Here is a 21,918-nt window from a genome sequence, read left to right on the forward strand (position 1 = left end):
TTTAATGAAAAGTACTCTTATTATTTCGATTATTTTAATCTGTGCCTTAAGTTTAACCGCTGCTGCAGAGGAGGCTGATTTTTTGATTGGAGATTTGATGCCTGATGCCCCGGAATTAGCTGCAAGGGGAGACTATAAAGTTGGAGTCAGGACTCTGGAAATTGTAAATCAGGACCAAATCGATATCCTGAGTTTTTCGGAAAAGAATGAAAATCCAACTTATGACCGTGCCTTAACCCTCGAGATCTGGTATCCGGCGGAAATTCCGGCAGCAAGAAAAGAAATGACCAGATATAAAGATCATTATTTTAAAAATGAAGCCCTTATCTATAAAGGGAGAGCTTTACGAGAAGCAGAGTTGGATAGATCTGAAGGAGAATATCCCCTAATCATAATTTCTCACGGTTATCCCGGCACCAGATATATGATGTCCTATCTGGCAGAAAATCTGGCTTCCAGAGGTTATGTTGTAGCTGCAATCAGCCACACCGAATCCACTGTCAGGGATCAGGCAGGATTTGCCAGTACCTTACTCAATCGTCCTTTAGACATTGAATTCACACTTGATAAAATTTCTCAATTTGCAGAAGCTGACAGCAATCATTTCTTAGCTGAGGCGGTAAATGCTGACAAGACAGGCTTGATTGGTTATTCTATGGGTGGTTATGGTGTAATCAATGCAGCTGGAGCCGGTTATACTGAGTCGGCAGTTAATTTAAACTGGGGTGTACCTGGTGGTCATTTGAAAATCAGACAGGCTGGAAATGAAGCATATAAAAACTCACTGGATGATAGAATTAAAGCTGTTTTTGCAATGGCTCCCTGGGGAGCAAATAACGGTTTCTGGAATCAGGAAACCATGAAAGGTTTAGAAGTTCCTACATTTTTTGCTGCCGGGGATCAGGATGATGTTTCCGGTTATCAAAACGGGACAAAAAGATTATTTGACTGGGCGGTTAATTCAGACCGCTATCTATTAACTTTTAAAAATGCCAGACATAATATTGCTCCCAATGCCTATGGAGTAAGTCCTCTCGTTTCTGTTGAGATGACTGCTGCAGATTTAATGCGTTATAATGAGCCTGTCTGGGATAATAGGCGTTTAAATAATATCATGCAGCATTTTGCAACAGCTTTTATGGGGATTTATATTAAAGGTAAAAACTATGAAGAGTATTTAGATTTAATTACTAATTCGAATCAGGGAATCTGGGACCAGAATCAGGATGGGTCATTTACAGAAGATCACACTCACTGGATTGGTTTTCCAAAAAGAACAGCATTAGGAATGGAACTGCATTTTAAAAAAGCTGAATAAAAAATTAAAGATAAATCTTGCAAATTGTATGAAAATTTGTTATTATATAAATATGTTAATTTAAACGTTTTAAAAGAGGGCGATTATATGGCTGTAACTTTAAATGATATTGCCAGAAAAGCAGGAGTTTCGCTGGCAACTGTTTCACTTGCACTAAATAATAGTGATAAAGTTAATAAAGATACAAAGTTAAAGATCAAGAGAATAGCAGATAAACTTAACTATGTCCCCAATGCCAGAGCGAGAGCTTTAGTTAAAAAATCAACCAAAACAATTGGACTGGTAATACCGGAAGTAGTTAACCCATTTTTTGCTGAACTGGCCCAATCAATTAAGGATTATGTACGCAGCCAGGATTTTAATGTTATTTTATGCAGTACTGATTACCAGAGTGAAGAAGAGCTGCGATACATTAATATGTTTCGTTCTGGTCAGGTCGATGGCGCAATATTTGCCTGTGTGGGAGATATGATGGCTCAGCATAATGAGCTAATTATCAAACTTGTAGAAGAGAATATACCTGTTGTCTATGTAGACCGCGATGGTGTTGACCATGATCTTATTCCTGTTGTAAAAAGTGATGTTTATCATGCTGCCTATCAGGCGGCCGACTATCTAATTTCACTGGGACACAAAGAACTTGCTTTTGCCGGTCAGAGTGTGGAAAGATTAAATGGTTTTAAAAGTGCTTTAATGAAACACGGACTGGATTTAAAAGATAAAAATGTTTATTATGATTATTTGAAGATGGAAGGTGGTTATACTGTTGGTGAGAAGATAGCTGCCAGAAAAAATAAACCCGAAGCTGTAGTCTGTTTAAATGATGAAATTGCGATTGGTGTTATTCAGGCCTTAATCGCTGAGAAAGTTAAGGTTCCAGAAGAAATTTCAGTTATTGGAATAGATAATATTAAAATGGCCAATTTCTATAATCCTTCACTGACTACGGTTAATATACCTGTTAGTCAGATGGGGAAAAAAGCAGCAGAAATTTTGCTGAAGAGGATATCAGGACAGACTTTAAGCCCAAAAGAAAAGTTTTTTATCTTTCCGACAGAATTAGTAATTAGAGATTCTAGTTGGAAAGCTTAAATAAAATTAGAATTCGACAAAAAGCAAAAAAAGTACAGGTGCCTGGTACTTGTAGGTTTTGTCGAATAAAGGAGGGGGTATTTTAAACAAAATTTAAAACGTTTAAATTTATTTTTTTAAAAATCAAAAGGGGGTTATTTTTAAATGAATTTTAAGAATTTTTCACTTATTACAATTACTTTAGTGATGATTATGGTTTTGTCTTTTTCAGCAGCAGCTCAAGAAAAATTAGTTGTCAATACCTACACTAGTGACCCGGCACCAAGAAAAGCAATGAAAGAATTGGTGGCTAAGTATGAAGAAATGAATCCTGATGTTGATGTTCAATTAAACATAACAGCTCACGAAGATTTTAAGCAGGCAATCAGAATTTGGTTAACTTCTGATAATCCACCAGATGTATTCAGCTGGTTTGCTGGTAACAGAGCGGCTTACTTTGTTGAAAAGGGTCTGGTTATGGATATTTCTGATGTTTGGAAAGAAGAAAATTTTTATGAAAAATTTCCAAAAGCTTTTAAAAGTATTAGTGTTTTCAATGACAAGGCATATTTTCTGCCTCACAATTATTACTGGTGGTCTGTATTTTACAGAGAGTCAATTTTTAAAGAATATGGCCTAAAAGAACCGCAAACATGGGAGGAATTATTAGAGGTTGGTGAAACATTAAAAGCAAATGGAATTACACCTTTTGCAATTGGAACCAAGTTTCGCTGGACCGCAGCTGCCTGGTTTGACTATTTAAATTTAAGGATCAATGGTGCTGACTTCCATAAAGATTTAATGGCCGGGAAAATTCCTTTTACTGACGAAAGAGTAGCAGAAGTGTTTAAAAAATGGAAGTATCTAATTGAAAATGATTTCTTTGTTGAAAATGCAGCAGCTTACTCATGGCAGGAAGGATTAAGATTTCTGTCAAATGGAGATGCAGCGATGTATTTAATGGGACAGTTTATTTTAGATGCAACTTCTGAAGAAGTGAGCAAAGACCTAAACTTCTTTCGCTTCCCTATTTTGGACAAAAGTGTTCCTGTAGCTGAAGATTTGCCAACAGATGGTTTCATGGTACCAGCTAAAGCACCACATCCAGAATTAGCAAAAGACTTTATAGCCTTCCTGGGTTCTGTAGAGGGACAGCGTCTTTTTGCTGAAGACCTCGGTCGTCTAGTAACAAATAAGAATATGCCTGCTGAGGTATATGACAAATTGACACTTAAAGGTAGAGAAATGATTGATAATACTGATAAACTGGCTCAGTTCTATGACCGTGATATGGATCCTGAACTTGCTGATAAAACTATGAATTCTCTAATGGCATTCTGGTATTCACCAGAAGATTACAGAAACATTATGAAAGAAATGGAAGCACATCGTCAGAACTTTATTAATGATTAAATATTATAATAAAACTTTGAAAGCTAAGATATATTAAGCTATAAATTAAGATCTCACCTGTGGGATCTTTAAATCTCACAGGTGAAAATTTTTGGAGGTGTTAGTTTGAAAAGAAAATATATACCCTGGGCTTTTTTGTCAATTCCTCTGGCTTTTTATACAGTCTGGGTAATCGGCCCAACAATCTATACGATGTATTTGAGTCTAACTGAGTGGGATGGAATGACTGCTCCTCAGTTTCAGGGCATAGATAATTATCTACAGTTATTTAATGATCCTATTTTTTATACTTCTCTGGTCAATAACTTTAAGTGGCTGGTCATTTTCATGGCAATTCCTGTTGTAATTGGCTTATTTTTAGCAATTCTACTGAGTAAAGAAATTAAGTGGGCAAGAGGATATAAGGCGGCAATTTATTCACCAATGATTTTAGCTCCAGTTGTTATTGGTTTAATCTGGTCCTGGATTTATCAGCCTCAGGGTGGACTTTTAAATAATACTCTTACTTATATAGGGCTGGAAGAATTAACCAGGGGCTGGCTCAGTAACCCCAACACTGCTTTATATGCTGTGATTGGAGCAGCAGTCTGGCGGCATACTGGTTATGTAATGCTTTTGTTCTTATCCGGTTTAACAGCAATTTCTCCGACAGTTATCGAAGCTTCTCGGATTGATGGTGCTTCTGCCTGGCAGCGTTTTAGATATATTATATTACCACTTTTAAAACCAACTACAGTAATTGTAATTGTAATTACCATGATTCAGTCTTTAAGAGCCTTTGACTTTGTCAGCATGATGACCAGAGGTGGACCATTTAACTCTACCAATGTTTTAGCTCACTACATGTATACAGAGGCCTTTAAAAATTATAATATGGGTTACGGAGCTTCGATTGCAGTAGTTTTATTTGCTATCATGTTTATATTTATTGTCATGTATTTACGTCAGATCAGGAAGGGTGAGCTGGAATAATGGAACTATCAATACATCAAAAAAAGAGAATAAGACAGGGAATAATTTTTGCTGCCCTGCTGGTCTTTACGATTGTCTGGCTTTTACCAATCTTTGGAGCAGTTTTAACTTCAATTAGAACTATGGATGATATTATGAATAACGGCTTCTGGAGCCTGCCGAAAAATGTGACTTTTAAAAACTTCTTTACTGCCTGGTCAGAAGGTAATTTAAATACATATTTAAAAAATAGTTTTATTATTACTATACCTTCTTTAATTGGAACTCTTGCTTTATCTTCTCTGGTAGGTTTTGCTCTGGCAAAGTATAAATTTAAGGGGAATATGTTCATTTATTTAATGTTTGTTGGGGGAATGCTGATTCCTTTTCAGATCCTTTTAATTCCGGTATTCAGGCTCAGCAATTATCTTGGCATTTACAACAGTTATTGGGGCTTAATTATGATTCACACTGTATTTCAGATGGGATTTTGCTCCTTCTTTTTAAGAAATTATATGATAACAATCCCCGAAGAGCTGTCTGAAGCAGCAAGAATAGACGGAGCTTCTGAGTTTAAAATATTTTATAAGATCTATATGCCACTTTCTCTGCCTGCAATAGCGGCTCTGGCAACGCTGGAATTCACCTGGATTTTTAATGATTATATCTGGGCCCTGGTTCTGCTGCGAGATGATAGATTAAAACCTGTTACAGCAGGTTTGGCCACACTCAAAGGAAACTTTATTACTTCCTGGAGTGTACTGGTGGCTGGAGCAATTCTGGCTACTATTCCTACAATTGTAGTTTTTGTCTTCCTGCAGAAATACTTTATCCGTGGGCTGACAATGGGCTCTGGAAAATAAATTTGTACCTCCCTTCTCAGTAAAACTCTGCTGGATATAATCTGGTGGAGTTTTTCTGACTTATCTGATAAAATTAAAGTAATAGATTGATTGGTACCAGGTACAAAAAGTCCTTTTTGTACCTGGTATAGAAGAAATAATTCACAAATAAATCAAAACTGGAGGCTAAAAATGAAAATAGCACCATTTAAAGTAGAAGAGTGGATGAACGAGTATGAGATGGATGCTGAATACAATATCGCAGAAACCTGTGTTGAATCGCTGACGATAGAAGAATTATTAAATTTTAGTGATGATCCGGAGGCCAGGCTGGAGGAAATTAAGAAACTGCAGCTTACTTATGGGGATATTAAAGGTTCAGCTGCTTTTAAAAAAGGAGTGAGCAGTCTTTACGAAACTGTAGAACCAGAGAATATTTTACCCTCACATGGAGCAATTGGAGCCAACTTTCTTCTGCTGTACTCTCTAATCGAGGCCGGAGATGAAGTCGTTTCGGTTTTCCCAACCTATCAGCAGCTCTATTCCATTCCCGAATCTTTTGGGGCTGAGGTTAAAAGGCTGGACTTAAAATATGAAGATGGATTTCTGCCGGATTTAGAAAAATTAAAATCGCTGGTCAGTCAAAAAACAAAGCTGATTGCAATCAATAATCCCAATAATCCTTCTGGAGTAGTAATCAAGAGGGAGCTTTTAGAAGAGATAGTAGAAATAGCGAGAGCAGCCGATGCCTATATTCTGGCTGATGAGGTATATCGGGGTTTTAATCTGGAAGAAGAGATTCCTTCAATAGCTGACCTTTATCAAAAGGGAATCAGTGTGGGCAGTATGTCCAAAGTTTTTTCTCTGGCCGGTCTGAGAATGGGCTGGATTGCTGGCCCGGAGGAGGTAATTGAGCTCTGTCAGCTGCACCGGGATTACACAACGATCAGCAACAGCATGATTTCCGATTATCTTTCTGTAATTGCCCTGGAGAATAAAGAAAAGATTCTGGCAAGAAATTTGACAAAAGTAAAAAAACAGCTGCAGATTCTGGATGACTGGGTTCAGAGTCAGGAATTAATTGAATATGTTAAGCCAAATGGAGGGACCACTGCTTTTTTAAAATACCAACTGGATTTGGATTCTGAAAGCTTTGCTAAAAAATTATTGGCAGAAAAAGGAGTTTTAGTAGTGCCCGGAATTGCCTTTGGTAGAGAGGGATTTTTAAGAATTGGTTTTGCCGGCAGTGAACCGGTGTTAAAAAATGGTTTAGCTTTATTAGAAGAATTTCTGGAGGAGAATAAAAATGGAAAAAATTTCTAAGTACCCGGTACCAAAAACAAATTTTGCGGTTATCGGAATCGGCTGGCGGGCTGAATTTTTCTTAAGAATTGCCAGAGCTCTGCCGGAACAGTTTGAAGTCTCAGGTGTTGTCAGCAGTAGAGCCGGTAAACGAGAAGAGATTAGAAACAAGTGGGGTTTTAAACCCTACCAATCAGCTGAAGAACTGCTTGCAAATGAAAATCCAGATTTTGTAGTGCTTTCAATCAGTAAAGAGGCAGCTGCGGAAGTGATTTTGCAGCTGGCAGAATCCGGGATTCCAATTTTAGCTGAGACTCCACCGGCAGCTAATTTATCAGAACTGATTAAGTTGAATAAAAAACTGGGTAAAAATTATCCAATTCAGATTGCCGAACAGTATCACCTTCAGCCCTTACATCAGGCGATTTTTAAGCTTGTTGAATCCGGACACCTGGGGGAAGTTAATTATGCTCGAGTTTCAATCAGCCACGGCTATCATGCAGTAAGTCTGCTGCGTAAGGCTCTGGGAATTGAATTTGAAAATGCAGAAATTGAGGCCCGAAGTTTTGAACATCCGATAGTAAAAGGACCTGATCGTTCTGGCCCACCGGAGAAAAGAGAAATTGTAAGCAAAAAGCATGAGTTGGCGTTGTTGAATTTTGAGGATAAATTAGCTTTTTATGATTTTGAGCGGGATCAGCATCGGTCCTGGATTAGATCTCAGGAGATTTTGATTAGAGGCAGTGAAGGTGAGATAAAAAATTCAACTTTAAAATATCTAAAAGACTATCAGACTCCAATTGAATTAGAGTTAAAAAGAGTAGAAGCCGGAATTAATCAGAATCTGGAAGGTTTTTATCTAAAGGGAATAACCTGTGGTGAAGAGTGGCTCTATCAAAATCCATTTCTTCCGGCTAGATTTTCAGATGATGAGATTGCTGTGGCAGCAGCTTTAGTTAAAATGAAGCAGTTTTTAGAAACCGGAAACAGTTTTTATTCTTTAGCGGAAGCTTCTCAGGATCAGTATTTAGCTTTAATGATCGAAGACACTTTTCAGAAAAAGGGAAAAATTGAGACTGAAAATCAGATCTGGAGTTCCTATTAGGGAATTATTTTGGAAAAAATTTCTAAGTACCCGGTACCAAAAACTTGAGCAGGAGTTCTGTTTTTTATGTAGAATATAATATATAGAAGAAATAGTAAATTTTAGCGCTTTAATTTGCAAAAGTCTGAATTTTTCTATTTTAATCTCAAATTTTAAGAGGGGGAATTAGATTGTTTATTAAAAAGAAAAAATTGATGCTGACTTTAATTTTGGCTTTGAGTTTTGTTCTGCTCATCGGGGGAATAATTTCGGCAAAAGAATTAACGGTGATTGCAACCAGTGATATTCATGGTGCAATTTACCCCTGGTCCTATAAAATAGGGGAAGAAGCTGATATAGGTCTGGCCAGAATAGCTTCAATGGTAAAAGAAGCCAGGCAGGAGAACCCCAATCTTCTTTTAGTAGATGCAGGTGATACGATTCAGGGAAACACGATGACTGCACTTTTTAAAGACCGCCGTGATGTAGTTCATCCAGTGATGAAAGTAATGAACCACATGGGCTATAGTGCGATGACTCTGGGTAACCATGAGTTTAATTTTGGATTAGAAACCCAGCAGGAAATTTTAGAAGATGCCGAATTTCCTATTTTATCTGCCAATACTATAGTTAAAAAAACAGGTGAAACATTTGTTAAACCTTATACAATCAAAGAAATTGATGGAGTTAAAATTGGAATTCTGGGCTTAACCACAACCAATATTCCGCTCTGGGATGGGGACAAGGTAAGAAGTTTAGAATTTAAAGATATGGACAAGGCTGCAGCAGAGTATCTGCCGGAATTAGAAGAGAAAGCAGATGTTATTATTGCTCTGGTCCATGCCGGTTTAGAAGGACGTCATGATCCAACTGAGGGAGACAGAGCCCGCAAGGTGGCAGAAAATAATCCCGGTATTGATTTAATGATTACCGGTCATGATCATGAAACAGTCAACGAAGTAATAAATGGTGTACTGGTCATGGCAGCAGCAGATGCGGGGGAACAGGCTTCTAAAATCAAACTGACAGTCGAGGAAGAAAATGGTGAGTGGGTTGTCACCAAAAAAGAAGGTACTCATCTGGAGGCTGAAAATTATAAGGCAGATCCAGAAACTCTGGCAGCTGCTGAACCTTATCACAAAGAAGTAGTAGAATATGTAAATACACCAATTGGTTATGCAGCGGGAGACTTCCGACCTGCAGATCCAGTAGAAGGTATTCCTTCTGCTCAGATAATGGATACCGCTTTAGTAGATTTAATAAACGAAGTTCAGCTGGCAAATACTGATGCAGATATTTCCTCGGCTGCTTTATTTGATTCAGATTCTACTATTAATAAAGGACCAGTTTCAATTAAAGATGCTGCTCGTATTTATAAATACAGCAACACCCTTTATGCAGTAGAAGTAAGTGGCAGTGAATTAAAAGAATTTATGGAATCTAGGGCTGCCTATTATAATAAATATCAGCCTGGAGATGTAACAATCAGCTTTGACCCGGAAATGCGCGGTTATTCTTATGATATGTTCCAGGGTGTGGACTACAGGATTGATATTTCTGAACCTGTAGGTCAGAGGATCAAAGACTTAAGATTTAAAGGGAAACCGGTCAGAGATGATCAGACATTCAAGCTGGCAGTTAACAACTACCGCTACAGTGGAATGAAGTCAGCCGGTATTTTTTCTAATCAACCTTATTTTAAATCAGAAGAGGGAATTAGAGAAATGATTATTGACTATATCGATCAGAAAGAAACCATTGATCCTGAACAGATTGTTGATCATAACTGGGAAATCATTGGTGCTGATTTAGATCATCCTCATAAAGAAGAAGCCCTTTCCTTAATAAACAATGATATTTTGAAAATACCTGCTATTAATCGTTCCTGGAATGCAGCCAGTATCAATTTAGAAAAAAAGCTGACAAAGATGGACCTGACAAAGGCTCTAATCAGAATGTTTAATTATGATATTCCAGAAAACGTTGAAGAGCCAACATTTAAAGGTCTGGAAGGAAAAGAATTAGCTTTTGCCGAAGCTGCCCTGATGGCAGGACTGGTTGAAAAGAATAATGGTAATTTTGAAGCAGATAAAGTGCTGACTCGAGAAGACGCTGCTGTAATGTTAATTAAGGCAATGAGAATTGCAGATGAGGCAGACCCTTCTGTTTTAGATCAGTTTAAAGATGAAAGTAAAATAACAAGAAATTTAAGGGATAAAGATAGGCTCGCTTTAGCAGTTGAAATGGGATTCTTAGTCGGTAGAGCAGATAATACTCTTGCTCCCAGGACAGCCATGACATTTGGAGAAATGGCAGCAATGCTTTACAGAGTTCGGGATAATTATAAGCAGATAGATGTGCTTTCGACAAATGATTTCCACGGCAAGATGGAAGCTGGTTATGAAGCAGGAGCAGCTAAGCTGATGGGTGCAATTAATCACTATCGTGGTGCTAATCCAAAAGGCACAATTCTGGTTGATGGTGGAGATGCCTATCAGGGAACACCAATTTCCAGTCTTAATAATGCAAAACCGGTAATTAAGTTTATGAATCATGCCCGTTATGTAGCACAGGCTGTAGGTAACCACGAATTTGACTGGGGAATTGAAGAATTGAAGCGGATAAATGAGCAGACATATTTCCCCCTGGTGGCAGCCAATATCGTTAATAAAAATACTGGTGAATTAGTTGAATGGGCTCAGCCAACCCGTATGATTCCAGCTGATGGAGTCAAAATTGGTTTGATCGGTATTTCAACACCTGATACTAAGGGTACCACAATGCCTTCCAATATCGCTGAGCTTAAATTTACTGATCCAGCGGCAGCTATTGAAAAGTACAGTGCCCGCTTAAGAGAACAGGGAGCAGAAATGATAATAGTTGTCAGTCATCTTCCTGGAACAACTGATTATGATAGTGGTCAGGTAAGTGGAGAATTGGTAGAAGCAGCTAAGAAAGTTGATGTTACAGGTATAGTTGGCGGTCACAGTCATCATACAGTAACTGCCGTTGTTAATGGCAATCCAATTGTAGAAGCTTATAAGCACGGGCGTGAGCTGGGTAATCTACGATTCTTTGTAAGTGAAAAGACAGGTGAAATATATAATGCAGTTCCAATGAGCCATCCAGTTCGTAAAAGTGTAATTGATCTGGAAAAGGATCCCAAAATTGAAGAAATGGTCAGTAAATATCAAAAAGAATTGGAACCAATTATGTCGGAAGTTCTGATTGAGACTGAGCAAAAATTAGTCAGCAGCTATGATAAAATTTCTAAAATAGGTGCTCTAACTACTGATGCAATGGCTCAGGAAGTAAATGCTGATATTGCCTTCCAGAACCCGGGTGGATTAAGAATTGATCTGCCTGAGGGAGAGGTTAATGTGGGTCATATTTATGAACTGCTGCCCTTTGGAAATACAATTGTAACTGGGGAAATGACCGGAAAACAGATCGTATCAATTTTGGAGCAGAGCTTTACCTTTGAAAAAGGGATGCTTCAGCTTTCCGGTTTAAGGGTAAAATATGATAAAAATAAGCCTGAGTATGAGCGGGTAGTAGCTGTAACTCTTCCCGATGGTACTCCACTTAAAATGGATAAAGAGTATACAGTTGCCACAAATAATTTCCTTGCAGAAGGTGGAGATGGATTTGCTACCTTTACTGAAGTTGATTTTACAGATAGCTATATTAAAGTGAGAGATGCCTTAATTGAGCATCTGCGTGAACTGGAGGAAATTAAAGTGGATCCTGCTCAGAGAGTAATAGAAGTAGATCAGTCAGCAGCTCTAAGAATCAGAAATGCTGCTTAAATAGACAAATAATTGTTTCAATTGAGCTTAGAGGGCAGCATCCTTTTTAAAGAGGTGCTGTCCTGCTTTTTTTGGGTAGGGTACCGGGTACTTAGCAATTATTTCCAACAACAAACAGCTATTAAGCTAAAAAGAGAGGTTAAAAAAATGGATAAAAATCAGATTATTATAAATTATGGTGATCAGGGTAAAGAGATGGTTAAAGAACTGCTGCAGAGAATAAAGATTGAAGAGGAGCTGCAGCCAGATGACCTAATTGCCTTGAAACCTAACTTAATTAATGCTACTAAATCAGAAAAAGGAGCGACTACTGATCCGGAAATAGTAAAGGGAATTATTGAATATTTACAGGACAAAGATTTTAATAATTTAATGATTATTGAGGGTTCCTGGGTGGGAGCAGACACCGATAATGCTTTTGAAATCTGCGGATATAACAAGCTGGCCCGGGACTATGAGATTCCTCTGTATAATCTAAAAAATGATAACTTTAGCAGAAAGTCCTATCAGGGGCTGGAAATTGAGATAGCGCAAAAAGCTCTTCAGGCTGATTATTTGATCAATCTGCCGGTGCTTAAAGGGCACTGCCAGACGAATATCACCTGTGCCCTTAAAAATCTTAAAGGCTGTATTTCTGATTCAGAAAAAAGAAAGTTTCACCGCCAGGGGCTGCATCAGCCAATTGCTTATTTAAATAAGCTTTTAAAACAGGGTTTGATTATTGTAGATGGAATTTACGGGGACCTCGATTTTGAAGAAGGTGGAAATCCGGTTAAAATGAATAGAATTATTGCCGCTCAGGATCCTGTTCTGGCAGACAGCTATGCAGCTGAACTGCTGGGCTATTCTACGGCAGAAGTCGAGTATATAGAAATAGCAGCTCAAATTGGAGTCGGCAGTAAAGATTTATCTGGGGCAGAGATAATTGAGCTAAATCAGGATCGGGCAGAAGAAATTGAATATTCTTCTCGCAAAATTAAAAAGCTGGCAGCCAAAGTTAAAGCAAAAGATGCCTGTTCAGCCTGCTACGGGAGTCTGATCCATGCTTTAAAAAGAATAGAGAAAACAGGTCAGCTGGATAAAATTGCCGGAAAGATCAAAATCGGTCAGGGTTATCAGGGAGAGAAAATCTCCGGAATTGGAATCGGCAGCTGCTGCAGTGGAGCGGACAGCTTTGTTAAAGGCTGCCCACCTTCAGCCAGAGAAATCCTGGATTTTCTGGAAGAAAAGTATCATATCAGAGTTTAAATTTTTAGGCACCAGGTAAAAAAAGGCCTTTTTGTGCCTGGTTAAAAAAATATTTCACTATAACCTGGTACCTAAAAGAGAAACAATGCCAGCAGCTGGATTAGACCAAAGGTTAAATGAAGCTGATTTGTTACAGGAACTCCTTTTTTCTCAGCTTCGGCCACATTTTGATAAGCCTTAACAGCTAGCGGCAGGGTCAGCAGTGATAAAAGAGCTGCTGCTGGATAGAGATTTAAAATAACAAATATAATTGTTAAAAGATAGGAGCTGCTCAAAAGGAATAGATAGAGCATTTTACCTTTTTTAAATCCAATCCGTACAGTTAAAGTTTTGATGCCCAGTGATTTATCCCGCTCATAGTCCCGCAGTTCATTACTCAGCATTAAAACCGGAATTAACAGACTGATCGGCAGGCCCAGGATTATTGGACGCCAGGAATAATACTGGCTAAAAGCAAGATGGGTTCCCATAACCATTAATGGTCCCATCAGCAGAAAAGAAAGTGGAGTCCCTAAACCCCGCTTTTTATATACAATCGGTTCTCCGGTATAGGCATAACCGCCAATAATACCTAAAACACCAATCAGAATTAATTTTCTGGTAGTAATGGAGATTATATAAAGTCCCAGGAAAGCTGTAATTAGAAAAGAAAGCATTCCCAGCAGAAAAATTAAAATATCAAAAGCCTTTCTTTTTTGGCCGAGAAATGAATATTTTTTTCCCTCTTTAAAATGGAGGTTTTTGTACTCACATTCAAAATAATCATTGATAAAATTGGTTCCTGTCTGCACAAAAAGGCCGGCCAGTGTAACCAAAAAAATTAATTTCAGGTCAAAAGCTAAACTGCCGCTGAATAAGTTACCCTCCAGGTGGGCGACAGCCATTCCCAGAGTAGTGGAGTAAAACGCCAGGGTTAAAGAAAGCGGACGTGAAGCCTTCCAAATTTCTTTTAAAAATCTAATATTTTTCAATTTTAAACTTCCTTTCGTTACTTTTTTAACATGTATATTGTTTCATATTTATAGAGAAAATGCAAAATAAACGGCGCTTTAGAATATAGTGAAAAAAATTACTTGTACCAGGTACAAATCAATTGATTTGTACCTGGTACCTATATATTATATAATAAACTAAAAGATAATGGTCAAAAAATTTAGGAGGAATAACAGAATGAGAGAAAAAAAGGTATTTTTATTGCTAGCAATGTTAATCTTTTCACTTATTATTTCAAGCGGAAGTGCAGCCGCCTCTGATATGACACTGGAGATCGGTATTATGCCGGCTGTGGATTCAGCCCCAATTCTGCTGGCCCAGGAAAAAGGATATTTTGCTGAAGAAGATCTAAATATCCAGATTGGGATTTATACAAATGCAGTTAACAGACAGACTGCGCTCCAGACCAATAAACTTGATGGTGCAATGACTGATTTGATTGCCTTTGTTAATAATGTCAACAATGGCTTTCCGGTTAAAATAACTACCAGTACTGACGGAAGTTTTCCTATTTTAGTCAGTAAGGACTTTGGAGAAAAAGAAGAGGTTAAGATTGGAATGATGGAAGTTAGTGTTTCCAATTTTTTAGCTGAGCAGTTTCTGGAAGAACAGTATAATTTAAATAAAATTTTTGTACCTGCAATTCCCGCCCGTCTGGAAATGGTTAAATCAGGACAGCTGGAGATGGCTGTAATTCCGGAACCCCTTGCTTCCACAGCAGAACTGCAGGGTCTGGAAAAAAGAGTTTATAAAAATGAATATGATTTTATGCCGGAAGCGATGATTTTTACTGAAAAAACTCTTACAGAAAAAGATGAAGCTGTTGCAGCCTTCCACAGAGCCTATAATAGAGCGGTTAAAGAAATTCAGCAGGATGATTCTGAAGCCAGAGAGATTTTAATTAATAAATTAGATTTACCGATGGAGATCAAAGATTTAATTGCAATGCCCGAATACCATTTAACAAGAGTACCAACAGAAGCATATTTAAATCGAGTTATTGAGTGGATAGAAAAAACCGACGGCAGTCAGATTGACATCGATTATAATCAGGTTATAGAAGGGAAGTACAGCAGTCAATGATTGAGGTAAAAGATTTAGATTTTGCCTATCAAAAAGAAGAGGTTTTAAAAAACATAAATTTAGAGGTAAAAAAAGGGGAGAGTCTTGCTGTAATCGGTCCTTCCGGCTGTGGTAAGACTACTCTGCTTTATCTGCTGGCAGGTCTGGAACAGGCAGATCGGGGAACTATTAAAATTAACTCTCAGCTTTTAACTGGGATTAGAGATAGAAGTGGGGTTATTCTGCAGGATTACGGCCTTTTTCCCTGGAAAACCGTTTATAATAATCTGGCTCTCGGCCTCAAAATTAGAGGAGCAGTAGGCCGGGAAATCAAAGCAAAGGTTAATTCAGCTTTAAAGCGGCTTAAAATATCGGAGCTAAAAGATAAATATCCAGCAGAATTAAGCGGCGGTCAAAAACAGCGGGTAGCTGTCGGCCGCGCCCTGGTTCTGGCTCCGGATCTATTATTAATGGATGAACCTTTTTCCGCCCTGGATGCACTAACCAGGGAAGAAATGCAGAATCTGATTCTGGAAATTCACGCCCGGGAAAGCTTTACTTATGTCCTGGTAACCCATGATATTGCAGAAGCTGCTTTTTTAGGTCATAAAATTGCGGTAATCAAAGAAGGGAAAATTGCAGCAGTTTTAGAAAACCCACATTTTGGAGAAAAAGATCTGCGGGAAAAGGAAGAATTTTTTGAGCTGCAGAAAAAGCTGAGAAATTTAATGTCTTTAAAGGCTGAAGGAGTAGATAAAGATGAAAAAGCAGAAATTTGATAGCTTATATGCCCTGCTGTTAATAGTGGCTGTCTGGTATTTACTCTATTTTAGCATTGATTCGGCAATTATCAGCTCTCCCACAGCAGTTATTAAAGTCTTTACTGCCAATTTCGGCCGTGAGATTTTGCCTCATCTCTTAATGAGTTTTTATCGGATTACAGCTGCAGTAGCTATTTCTCTGATCCTGGGAGTCAGTATTGGTCTGCTGACAGGGATGCACCCTAAAATTGATAGATATTTAGCTCCCCTGATTTATCTTTTATATCCAATTCCCAAAATTGCTTTTCTGCCGGTATTTATGCTTTTATTTGGCCTGGGAGATCTCTCAAAAATAATTTTGCTGATTGTAATAGTGATTTTTCAGATAATAGTTACTACCCGAGATGGAGTCCGCAGTATTGACAGTAAATATTTTGCTTCGGCTCGTTCGCTGGGGATGGACCGGCTTGATATCTACCGACATCTGGTCCTGCCTGCTGTTTTTCCGGGAATCCTTACGGCTTTAAGAATTACTATTGGAACCAGTATTGCGGTTCTATTTTTCGCAGAGAATTTCGCAGTCAGATATGGAATTGGCTATTATATAATGAACAGCTGGTCGATGGTCAATTATCTAAAAATGTACAGCGGTATAATCGCAGTCAGCCTGCTGGGTTATTTCTTATTCAAAGGAATTGACCTGCTGGAGGATAAATTCTGCAGCTGGCAGAAGCTCTCCGATAAAAAGGCATAAATTAATTTAATTAAATTGAATTGCGCTTAATTTAATTCTGGAAATGTAATCAATAATACAGAAAATTAATAGCTCAGGTGATAATTTATAATTAGTAAGTAAAAATAATAATAATTTGCAATTCAAATTGCAGATTGAAGGGGGAAAAATAATGAAAAACGTGGGTCAAACTGATAAGTGGATTAGAATAATACTCGGTATTGTTCTGCTGTCGCTGTTTTTCTTTGTCGAAGGAAATGCTAAGTATTTTGGTATTTTAGGAATAATCCCTCTCTACACGGGATTGTCCGGAAATTGTTTATTGTACAAACTTTTGGGGATTAGTACCCGAAAAGATAATTAGGTAATTTATTAGCCCCGGTCAAATGGGGATAATTAATATAAATTTTTTTAAGCTGAATTCGGAGTAAAAAGCTCGGAGATGGAACTAATGAATCGAATATGACCAATGAAAATGAACCATTTTACTTAACATTAAGCAAGATATTTTTGGGGAGGTATTATTAATGACTAATTTATTAATCACATATTATAGTTCATATGGACACATGTATCAGATGGCAAAGGCAGCTCGAGATGCGGCAGCAGAGAACAATGATTATGATGTAAAACTGCGCAAAATTCCGGAACTGGAAGCCGCTAAGAAGGCAATGTCCGGCCAGGATCCTTATCTTCAGGCTCAGGAAGCTCAGTCAGATGTAGAAGAAGTTGCTCTAGCTGATCTGGAATGGGCAGATGGTATTGTCTGGGGTATTCCAACCAGATTTGGTAATATGCCGGCTCAGGTTAAGCAGTTTATTGATACTGCTGGAGGCTTATGGGCTCAAGGTAAACTGGAAGATAAAGCAACCGGTATTATGAGCAGTTCCAACACTCTTCATGGTGGTCAGGAAAGTACAATTTTAAGTTCTATGATACCACTGATTCACTTTGGCATGATTTTTGTAGGTTCACCTTATGGACAAAATCCTGAACTAAGTGAAGATAATCTGCATGGCGGCTCACCTTACGGCCCATCTACAGTTGCTGGTAGTGATGGCAGTATGCAGCCGACAGAGGGCGATCTGAAAATGGCAGGCAGACTTGCCAAAAGAGTAGCTAGAGTTGCTAAAGGAATTAAGTCTACTAAATAAGAAATTTAAATCAGCAAAAATTCAAATTAATATTAATAAATAAATTGAATTTAAGCAAATAGATTTCCAATATATTCTCAAAAGCCCTGGCCCTAAAAGCCGGGGCTTTTACATAAGACTTTAAAATATTAAGTGGAGGTTTTACAAATGGCAAAAGATATTTATCAGGCAACAAAGGAAAGAAGAAGCTATTATAATATAAATGACAAAAAGATAGTGCCGGAAAAAAAGGTGGAAGAAGTGGTTGAACATGCAGTAAAATATACACCGACTTCTTTTAATTCTCAGACAGGCCGGGTGATTCTTCTCTTTGATGAGGAGCACAATAAGTTCTGGAATATAGTTGAATCCAATTTACGACCTGTGGTGCCGGAAGAAGATTTTGACTCAACTAAAGAAAAAATCGACGGCTTCCGCAGTGGTTATGGAACGGTCCTCTTTTTTGAAGATATGGAAATAGTGGAGGATCTGCAGCAGCGCTTTCCCCTCTACAGCGAAAATTTTCCAAAGTGGTCCCAGCACTCCAGTGGAATGCTGCAGTATAATGTCTGGACTCTGCTGGAGACAGAAGGTCTTGGTGCGTCTCTGCAGCATTATACAGAACTGATAGTTGAAGATGTAAAAGCAGAATGGGATGTACCGGAAGAGTGGCGTTTTGTAGCTCAGATGCCCTTTGGTAATCCGGTAGAAGAGCCGGACAAAAAGGAATTTGAACCTTTAGCAGAGAGAATTAAAGTTTATAAATAAATAGTTTTATTCAAATCGGCAGCAGGTCAGATAAGTTTAAATCTGGTTAATGCCGGTTTTTTTATTGTATTTTTACTTAAATAGTAGTATAATAAAAGTAAGAAATATTAATCTTACTTTAAAATAAGAAGGTGAGCTTATGTATCAGGTTAAAATATCTTCCAAAGGACAGATTACAATCCCCAAAAAGTTGCGGGAGAAATTGAATTTAAATAAAGGTGATCAGTTAATAATTAAAGAGAGTAAACAGGGCTATTATTTTGAAAAAAAAGTTGATCAAAATAAAATCAAAAACTATGTAGGAATTTTAAATGGGAATAAGAGCAGTGATCAATTAGTTGAGGAGTTGAGGGGTAATGCAGATTACAGTTGATACAAATATCTTATTTGATATTTTATTACCTGATCCTGACTATAAGGAAAGTTCCCTAAATTTAATTTTAAACTATAGTTCACAGAATTTAATTATTTCTCAAATAGTTTATGCAGAACTTGCTGCTCACTTTAACAATCCGGCTTTACTGGATAGTTTTCTGGAAGATTCAAATATACAGCTTAAATCTATTGGTAAAAAAGGACTGCAGTTTGCCGCGGCTGCCTGGAAAGAATATAATCAAAATCGAGATAGTCAATTAGAATGCAGTAAGTGTGGTTCAAAAAACACTTTTTATTGTTCAGATTGTGGCAGTAAAATAACTTTCAGACAGTATATAATGGCAGACTTTATAATTGCAGGGCATGCAGTAGAAAATGAAGCTTTACTATTAAGCAGAGACCGGGGTTTTTATCGAAAATACTTTAAGGACCTGGAAATTAAATCTTCATAACTGCTATAATATTAAGAAATTACTAAATCAATTTCGTTTCTTTTTCGACAAAAAAGTTAAAATGCTTGTAAGTAGCACTAAATTAATGATAAAATAGAAGACAGGATAATAATAGGGGAAATATATGTAATAAAAAGAGGGCTGATTTGAATGCTGACAATTAAGGACATTGCCAGAAAGGCAGGGGTTTCAGTAGCAACTGTTTCCAAGGTAATGAATGGTTATGATGATATTGGGGAAGTTACAAAGGCAAAGGTTTTAAAAATTATTGAAGAAAATAACTATCGACCAAATGCTAATGCACAATCTTTAAGAACAAATAAATCTTTTCTGGTCGGTCTTTTTTTTAAGGATCACCAGGACAGTGGAGTTAAGCATCCGTTTTTTAGAGGTATAATATCGGGTCTGGAGGAGAAGCTGCTGGAAAATAATTATGATATGATTTTATTTTCCGCTAACTGGGAGGACCAATTTAGTTATTTAGAAAAGTGTCAGTTCCGTAATGTTGATGGGGCTATTTTAATGGGGATGCCCAAGGATGATCCTAAAATACCGGAACTTTTAAATGCTAAAATTCCCTCGGTTTTTATTGATCTTGATATGTCTGCTGAGCGTGCCTCTTATATTATTTCGGATAACGAAGAAGGTGCTCGCAAAGCCGTCAGGCATCTGGCAGAACTGGGACATCAAAAGATTGCTACTATTGAGGGTGAAGAAATAACTGTTCCAACTCAAAAAAGACTGGCCGGTTATAAAGCTGAAATGAAAGCTCAGAACTTAGAGATCAGAGATGAATGGGTGATTCAGGGGCGGTTTAGTGTAGATGGTGGCTATCAGGCGATGAAAGAAATTTTGAGATTAGAAAATAAACCAACCGCAATTTTCTGTCAGGGTGATGAGATCGCAGTTGGAGCAATGCAGGCGACCAAAGAAGCTGGGCTCAAAGTTCCGGACGATTTTTCTATTGTTGGTTTTGACGATATCGAAATTAGCCAGTATTTAAACCCCGCTCTGACTACAGTCTGTCAGAAAAAAGAAGAGATGGGGATTGAAGCTGCTAATATGGTTATAGAGTTAATTAATAATCACGAAGAAAAAGTAGAGCCCGAAATAATTGATACAGAACTGATAGTCAGGAATTCGACCAGGAAACTTTAAGAATTAATAGAAAATATAATTTTTAAAATTGAATCAGAAATTTAAGGGCAGCTTTCTTAATTGAGAGCTGTTTTTCTTTTTAAATGAAGAAAAATGGTTTATAATTCCTGTATCCAGCCATATAAAGCCTAAAATAATTGAACTCCAGCCTGAAATTAAAATATTCAAAAAACTTCTTGACAAATTCAGAGCTGCAGGGTATAATTAATTTGCTGAAAAACATTTTATATATATGAAAAATATTTCAAAATGAGGTGATTTCAATTCCAAACAATGGTAAGAGCAAAGAATCTACACTTGAAAGATCAATCAAGGTCCTTGAATATTTAGCAGAGACAAAAGAAAACAAAAACATGTCTGAGATTGCTAAAGATCTTAAAATTCCAAATGGAACTTCCCATAAGATTTTAAAGACCTTAGAGGATTATCAGTTGATTGAAAGAGATGAGTCAACAAAAAGGTACAGCCTCGGCTTTAAATTATTTAAACTGGGTAATAATGTCAAGTATATTCGCGATTTAAGAGATATTTCTATGCAGTATATGCGTGAACTTACCAGAGAAACTGGAGAGACCTCTCAGTTAGGTATTATCTTTGAAGAAAACTTATATTTTCTGGAAATAATAGAAACCCCTAATAATAAAAAAACAAGGGGAACTGTGGGCTTAAGTCTGCCCTTATATGCCCCGGCAGCCGGTAAAGTATTACTTGCCTTTCAGCCGGAGGAAAAAAGAAACGAATTATTAGATAACATTGAGTTAAAGGCATTTAATTTAAATACAATAACTGAGCGAGATCAACTAGAAGCTGAATTAGAAGATATCAGGAATAATGGATATGCTGTTGACCGAGAGGAAGTTTTTCTGGGTACAACCTGTCTGGCAGTTCCTGTTTATAATGCAGAAAAGAATGTTGTTGCTGCCTTAGGAATAACTGGTGATACTGAAAGGGTTAAAAACAATATGGATAATTTAGTTAATACGATCCATCATGAGGCCTTAAATATTTCTTTTAAACTTGGCTATCAATTATCTTAAAAAATAAAAACCTAAATTTTTTTAGCCAGCTTATTGAAAAATTTTTCATATATATGAAAACTATCATTATCTTCAGTAAAATTATTCTGATTAATTAAAGCGGAAAGAGAATTATTTAAGCTGTAAATTTTCAGAAAATTATTTTTTATAAAAATATTTTTTCATTTTTATAATTATCTAAAAGAACGGTTATCTGCCCCTTATCTTCAGGGCCTAATATATAGTTGAGATAGGAACAAATAAGATTAGAGAAAGGAGGGTGATAGATCAGGATTTAAAAGGCATTAAAATTAAGTTAATTAGTATAATAAAAGATAACGTCAAATAAAATATGATAGTTACCATAAAATGTAAGTAAATAGTAATAGATCACCACTAATTTTAATTATAATAAAAATATTCAAAATG

General features: G+C 37.2%; 20 protein-coding genes. 19 read left to right on the forward strand and 1 reads right to left on the reverse strand.

Going from position 1 to position 21,918, the window contains the following annotated elements:
* Positions 1 to 4: 4 nt before the first annotated feature.
* The 9 genes from DFR79_RS02590 (at position 5) to DFR79_RS02630 (ending at position 13,038) form a co-directional block, all read left to right on the forward strand.
* On the forward strand, positions 5 to 1,318 hold the full coding sequence (locus tag DFR79_RS02590) for an alpha/beta hydrolase family protein (RefSeq protein ID WP_133513937.1): 1,314 nt from the start codon (positions 5 to 7) through the stop codon (positions 1,316 to 1,318).
* An 87-nt stretch (positions 1,319 to 1,405) separates the two neighbouring features.
* Complete coding sequence (locus DFR79_RS02595) at positions 1,406 to 2,410, forward strand: LacI family DNA-binding transcriptional regulator (protein ID WP_133513938.1); 1,005 nt, start codon at positions 1,406 to 1,408, stop codon at positions 2,408 to 2,410.
* Positions 2,411 to 2,554: 144 nt separating this feature from the next.
* The gene (locus tag DFR79_RS02600) at positions 2,555 to 3,802 is read left to right on the forward strand and encodes an ABC transporter substrate-binding protein (RefSeq protein ID WP_133513939.1); all 1,248 of its coding nucleotides are present in this window, start codon (positions 2,555 to 2,557) and stop codon (positions 3,800 to 3,802) included.
* Between the two features lie 105 nt (positions 3,803 to 3,907).
* Positions 3,908 to 4,774 (forward strand): carbohydrate ABC transporter permease, encoded by an 867-nt coding sequence (locus DFR79_RS02605; protein WP_133513940.1) that lies wholly within the window; start codon positions 3,908 to 3,910, stop codon positions 4,772 to 4,774.
* Entirely contained in the window at positions 4,774 to 5,616 is an 843-nt protein-coding gene (locus DFR79_RS02610) for a carbohydrate ABC transporter permease (RefSeq protein WP_133513941.1), read from the forward strand. Before DFR79_RS02605 ends, DFR79_RS02610 begins: the two co-directional genes overlap by 1 nt.
* A gap of 171 nt (positions 5,617 to 5,787) precedes the next feature.
* Positions 5,788 to 6,918, forward strand: coding sequence for an aminotransferase (locus tag DFR79_RS02615; protein WP_133513942.1), 1,131 nt, complete (start codon positions 5,788 to 5,790; stop codon positions 6,916 to 6,918).
* Positions 6,902 to 8,002 carry a Gfo/Idh/MocA family protein gene (locus DFR79_RS02620; protein WP_133513943.1) on the forward strand — a complete coding sequence of 367 codons (1,101 nt, stop codon included), beginning with the start codon at positions 6,902 to 6,904 and terminating at the stop codon, positions 8,000 to 8,002. The genes DFR79_RS02615 and DFR79_RS02620 overlap by 17 nt, the downstream gene beginning before the upstream one ends.
* 170 nt (positions 8,003 to 8,172) lie before the next feature.
* On the forward strand, positions 8,173 to 11,790 hold the full coding sequence (locus tag DFR79_RS02625; RefSeq protein WP_133513944.1) for a 5'-nucleotidase C-terminal domain-containing protein: 3,618 nt from the start codon (positions 8,173 to 8,175) through the stop codon (positions 11,788 to 11,790).
* A 147-nt stretch (positions 11,791 to 11,937) separates the two neighbouring features.
* Complete coding sequence (locus DFR79_RS02630) at positions 11,938 to 13,038, forward strand: DUF362 domain-containing protein (protein ID WP_133513945.1); 1,101 nt, start codon at positions 11,938 to 11,940, stop codon at positions 13,036 to 13,038.
* A gap of 71 nt (positions 13,039 to 13,109) precedes the next feature.
* Here the strand turns inward: DFR79_RS02630 and DFR79_RS02635 are convergent, their stop codons facing one another.
* Positions 13,110 to 14,009, reverse strand: coding sequence for a prenyltransferase (locus tag DFR79_RS02635; RefSeq protein WP_208107477.1), 900 nt, complete (start codon positions 14,007 to 14,009; stop codon positions 13,110 to 13,112).
* A 199-nt stretch (positions 14,010 to 14,208) separates the two neighbouring features.
* On the opposite strand from DFR79_RS02635, the gene DFR79_RS02640 reads away from it, so the two are divergent.
* The 10 genes from DFR79_RS02640 (at position 14,209) to DFR79_RS02685 (ending at position 21,510) form a co-directional block, all read left to right on the forward strand.
* A complete protein-coding gene (locus DFR79_RS02640; protein WP_166637945.1) occupies positions 14,209 to 15,114 on the forward strand; it encodes an ABC transporter substrate-binding protein in 906 nt (301 codons plus the stop codon).
* Positions 15,111 to 15,872: an ABC transporter ATP-binding protein gene (locus tag DFR79_RS02645; protein ID WP_133513947.1), complete on the forward strand. Its 762-nt coding sequence runs from the start codon at positions 15,111 to 15,113 to the stop codon at positions 15,870 to 15,872. Before DFR79_RS02640 ends, DFR79_RS02645 begins: the two co-directional genes overlap by 4 nt.
* The gene (locus DFR79_RS02650; RefSeq protein ID WP_133513948.1) at positions 15,853 to 16,608 is read left to right on the forward strand and encodes an ABC transporter permease; all 756 of its coding nucleotides are present in this window, start codon (positions 15,853 to 15,855) and stop codon (positions 16,606 to 16,608) included. Before DFR79_RS02645 ends, DFR79_RS02650 begins: the two co-directional genes overlap by 20 nt.
* A gap of 151 nt (positions 16,609 to 16,759) precedes the next feature.
* The gene (locus DFR79_RS02655; protein ID WP_133513949.1) at positions 16,760 to 16,951 is read left to right on the forward strand and encodes a YgaP family membrane protein; all 192 of its coding nucleotides are present in this window, start codon (positions 16,760 to 16,762) and stop codon (positions 16,949 to 16,951) included.
* A 163-nt stretch (positions 16,952 to 17,114) separates the two neighbouring features.
* Positions 17,115 to 17,741 (forward strand): NAD(P)H:quinone oxidoreductase, encoded by a 627-nt coding sequence (gene wrbA / locus DFR79_RS02660; RefSeq protein ID WP_133513950.1) that lies wholly within the window; start codon positions 17,115 to 17,117, stop codon positions 17,739 to 17,741.
* Between the two features lie 147 nt (positions 17,742 to 17,888).
* Entirely contained in the window at positions 17,889 to 18,488 is a 600-nt protein-coding gene (locus DFR79_RS02665; RefSeq protein WP_133513951.1) for a nitroreductase family protein, read from the forward strand.
* 139 nt (positions 18,489 to 18,627) lie between these two features.
* On the forward strand, positions 18,628 to 18,861 hold the full coding sequence (locus DFR79_RS02670; RefSeq protein WP_133513952.1) for an AbrB/MazE/SpoVT family DNA-binding domain-containing protein: 234 nt from the start codon (positions 18,628 to 18,630) through the stop codon (positions 18,859 to 18,861).
* Complete coding sequence (locus tag DFR79_RS02675) at positions 18,845 to 19,315, forward strand: type II toxin-antitoxin system VapC family toxin (RefSeq protein WP_133513953.1); 471 nt, start codon at positions 18,845 to 18,847, stop codon at positions 19,313 to 19,315. The genes DFR79_RS02670 and DFR79_RS02675 overlap by 17 nt, the downstream gene beginning before the upstream one ends.
* Positions 19,316 to 19,465: 150 nt before the next feature.
* Complete coding sequence (locus DFR79_RS02680) at positions 19,466 to 20,473, forward strand: LacI family DNA-binding transcriptional regulator (protein WP_133513954.1); 1,008 nt, start codon at positions 19,466 to 19,468, stop codon at positions 20,471 to 20,473.
* A gap of 254 nt (positions 20,474 to 20,727) precedes the next feature.
* Positions 20,728 to 21,510: an IclR family transcriptional regulator gene (locus DFR79_RS02685; protein WP_133513955.1), complete on the forward strand. Its 783-nt coding sequence runs from the start codon at positions 20,728 to 20,730 to the stop codon at positions 21,508 to 21,510.
* Positions 21,511 to 21,918 lie beyond the last annotated feature (408 nt).

It is taken from the genome of Halanaerobium saccharolyticum, from assembly GCF_004362045.1.
Taxonomy (GTDB): Bacteria; Bacillota; Halanaerobiia; order Halanaerobiales; family Halanaerobiaceae; genus Halanaerobium; species Halanaerobium saccharolyticum_C.

Excerpts from the sequence above, each read along its gene's own strand:
- DFR79_RS02680 (WP_133513954.1), top strand. The coding sequence starts at position 19,466 with ATGCTGACAATTAAGGACATTGCCAGAAAGGCAGGGGTTTCAGTAGCA.
- DFR79_RS02590 (WP_133513937.1), top strand. The coding sequence starts at position 5 with ATGAAAAGTACTCTTATTATTTCGATTATTTTAATCTGTGCCTTAAGT.
- DFR79_RS02620 (WP_133513943.1), top strand. The coding sequence starts at position 6,902 with ATGGAAAAAATTTCTAAGTACCCGGTACCAAAAACAAATTTTGCGGTT.
- DFR79_RS02655 (WP_133513949.1), top strand. The coding sequence starts at position 16,760 with ATGAAAAACGTGGGTCAAACTGATAAGTGGATTAGAATAATACTCGGT.
- DFR79_RS02650 (WP_133513948.1), top strand. The coding sequence starts at position 15,853 with ATGAAAAAGCAGAAATTTGATAGCTTATATGCCCTGCTGTTAATAGTG.
- DFR79_RS02600 (WP_133513939.1), top strand. The coding sequence starts at position 2,555 with ATGAATTTTAAGAATTTTTCACTTATTACAATTACTTTAGTGATGATT.
- DFR79_RS02640 (WP_166637945.1), top strand. The coding sequence starts at position 14,209 with ATGAGAGAAAAAAAGGTATTTTTATTGCTAGCAATGTTAATCTTTTCA.
- DFR79_RS02670 (WP_133513952.1), top strand. The coding sequence starts at position 18,628 with ATGTATCAGGTTAAAATATCTTCCAAAGGACAGATTACAATCCCCAAA.
- DFR79_RS02630 (WP_133513945.1), top strand. The coding sequence starts at position 11,938 with ATGGATAAAAATCAGATTATTATAAATTATGGTGATCAGGGTAAAGAG.
- DFR79_RS02645 (WP_133513947.1), top strand. The coding sequence starts at position 15,111 with ATGATTGAGGTAAAAGATTTAGATTTTGCCTATCAAAAAGAAGAGGTT.
- DFR79_RS02615 (WP_133513942.1), top strand. The coding sequence starts at position 5,788 with ATGAAAATAGCACCATTTAAAGTAGAAGAGTGGATGAACGAGTATGAG.
- DFR79_RS02595 (WP_133513938.1), top strand. The coding sequence starts at position 1,406 with ATGGCTGTAACTTTAAATGATATTGCCAGAAAAGCAGGAGTTTCGCTG.
- DFR79_RS02675 (WP_133513953.1), top strand. The coding sequence starts at position 18,845 with ATGCAGATTACAGTTGATACAAATATCTTATTTGATATTTTATTACCT.
- DFR79_RS02665 (WP_133513951.1), top strand. The coding sequence starts at position 17,889 with ATGGCAAAAGATATTTATCAGGCAACAAAGGAAAGAAGAAGCTATTAT.
- wrbA (WP_133513950.1), top strand. The coding sequence starts at position 17,115 with ATGACTAATTTATTAATCACATATTATAGTTCATATGGACACATGTAT.
- DFR79_RS02610 (WP_133513941.1), top strand. The coding sequence starts at position 4,774 with ATGGAACTATCAATACATCAAAAAAAGAGAATAAGACAGGGAATAATT.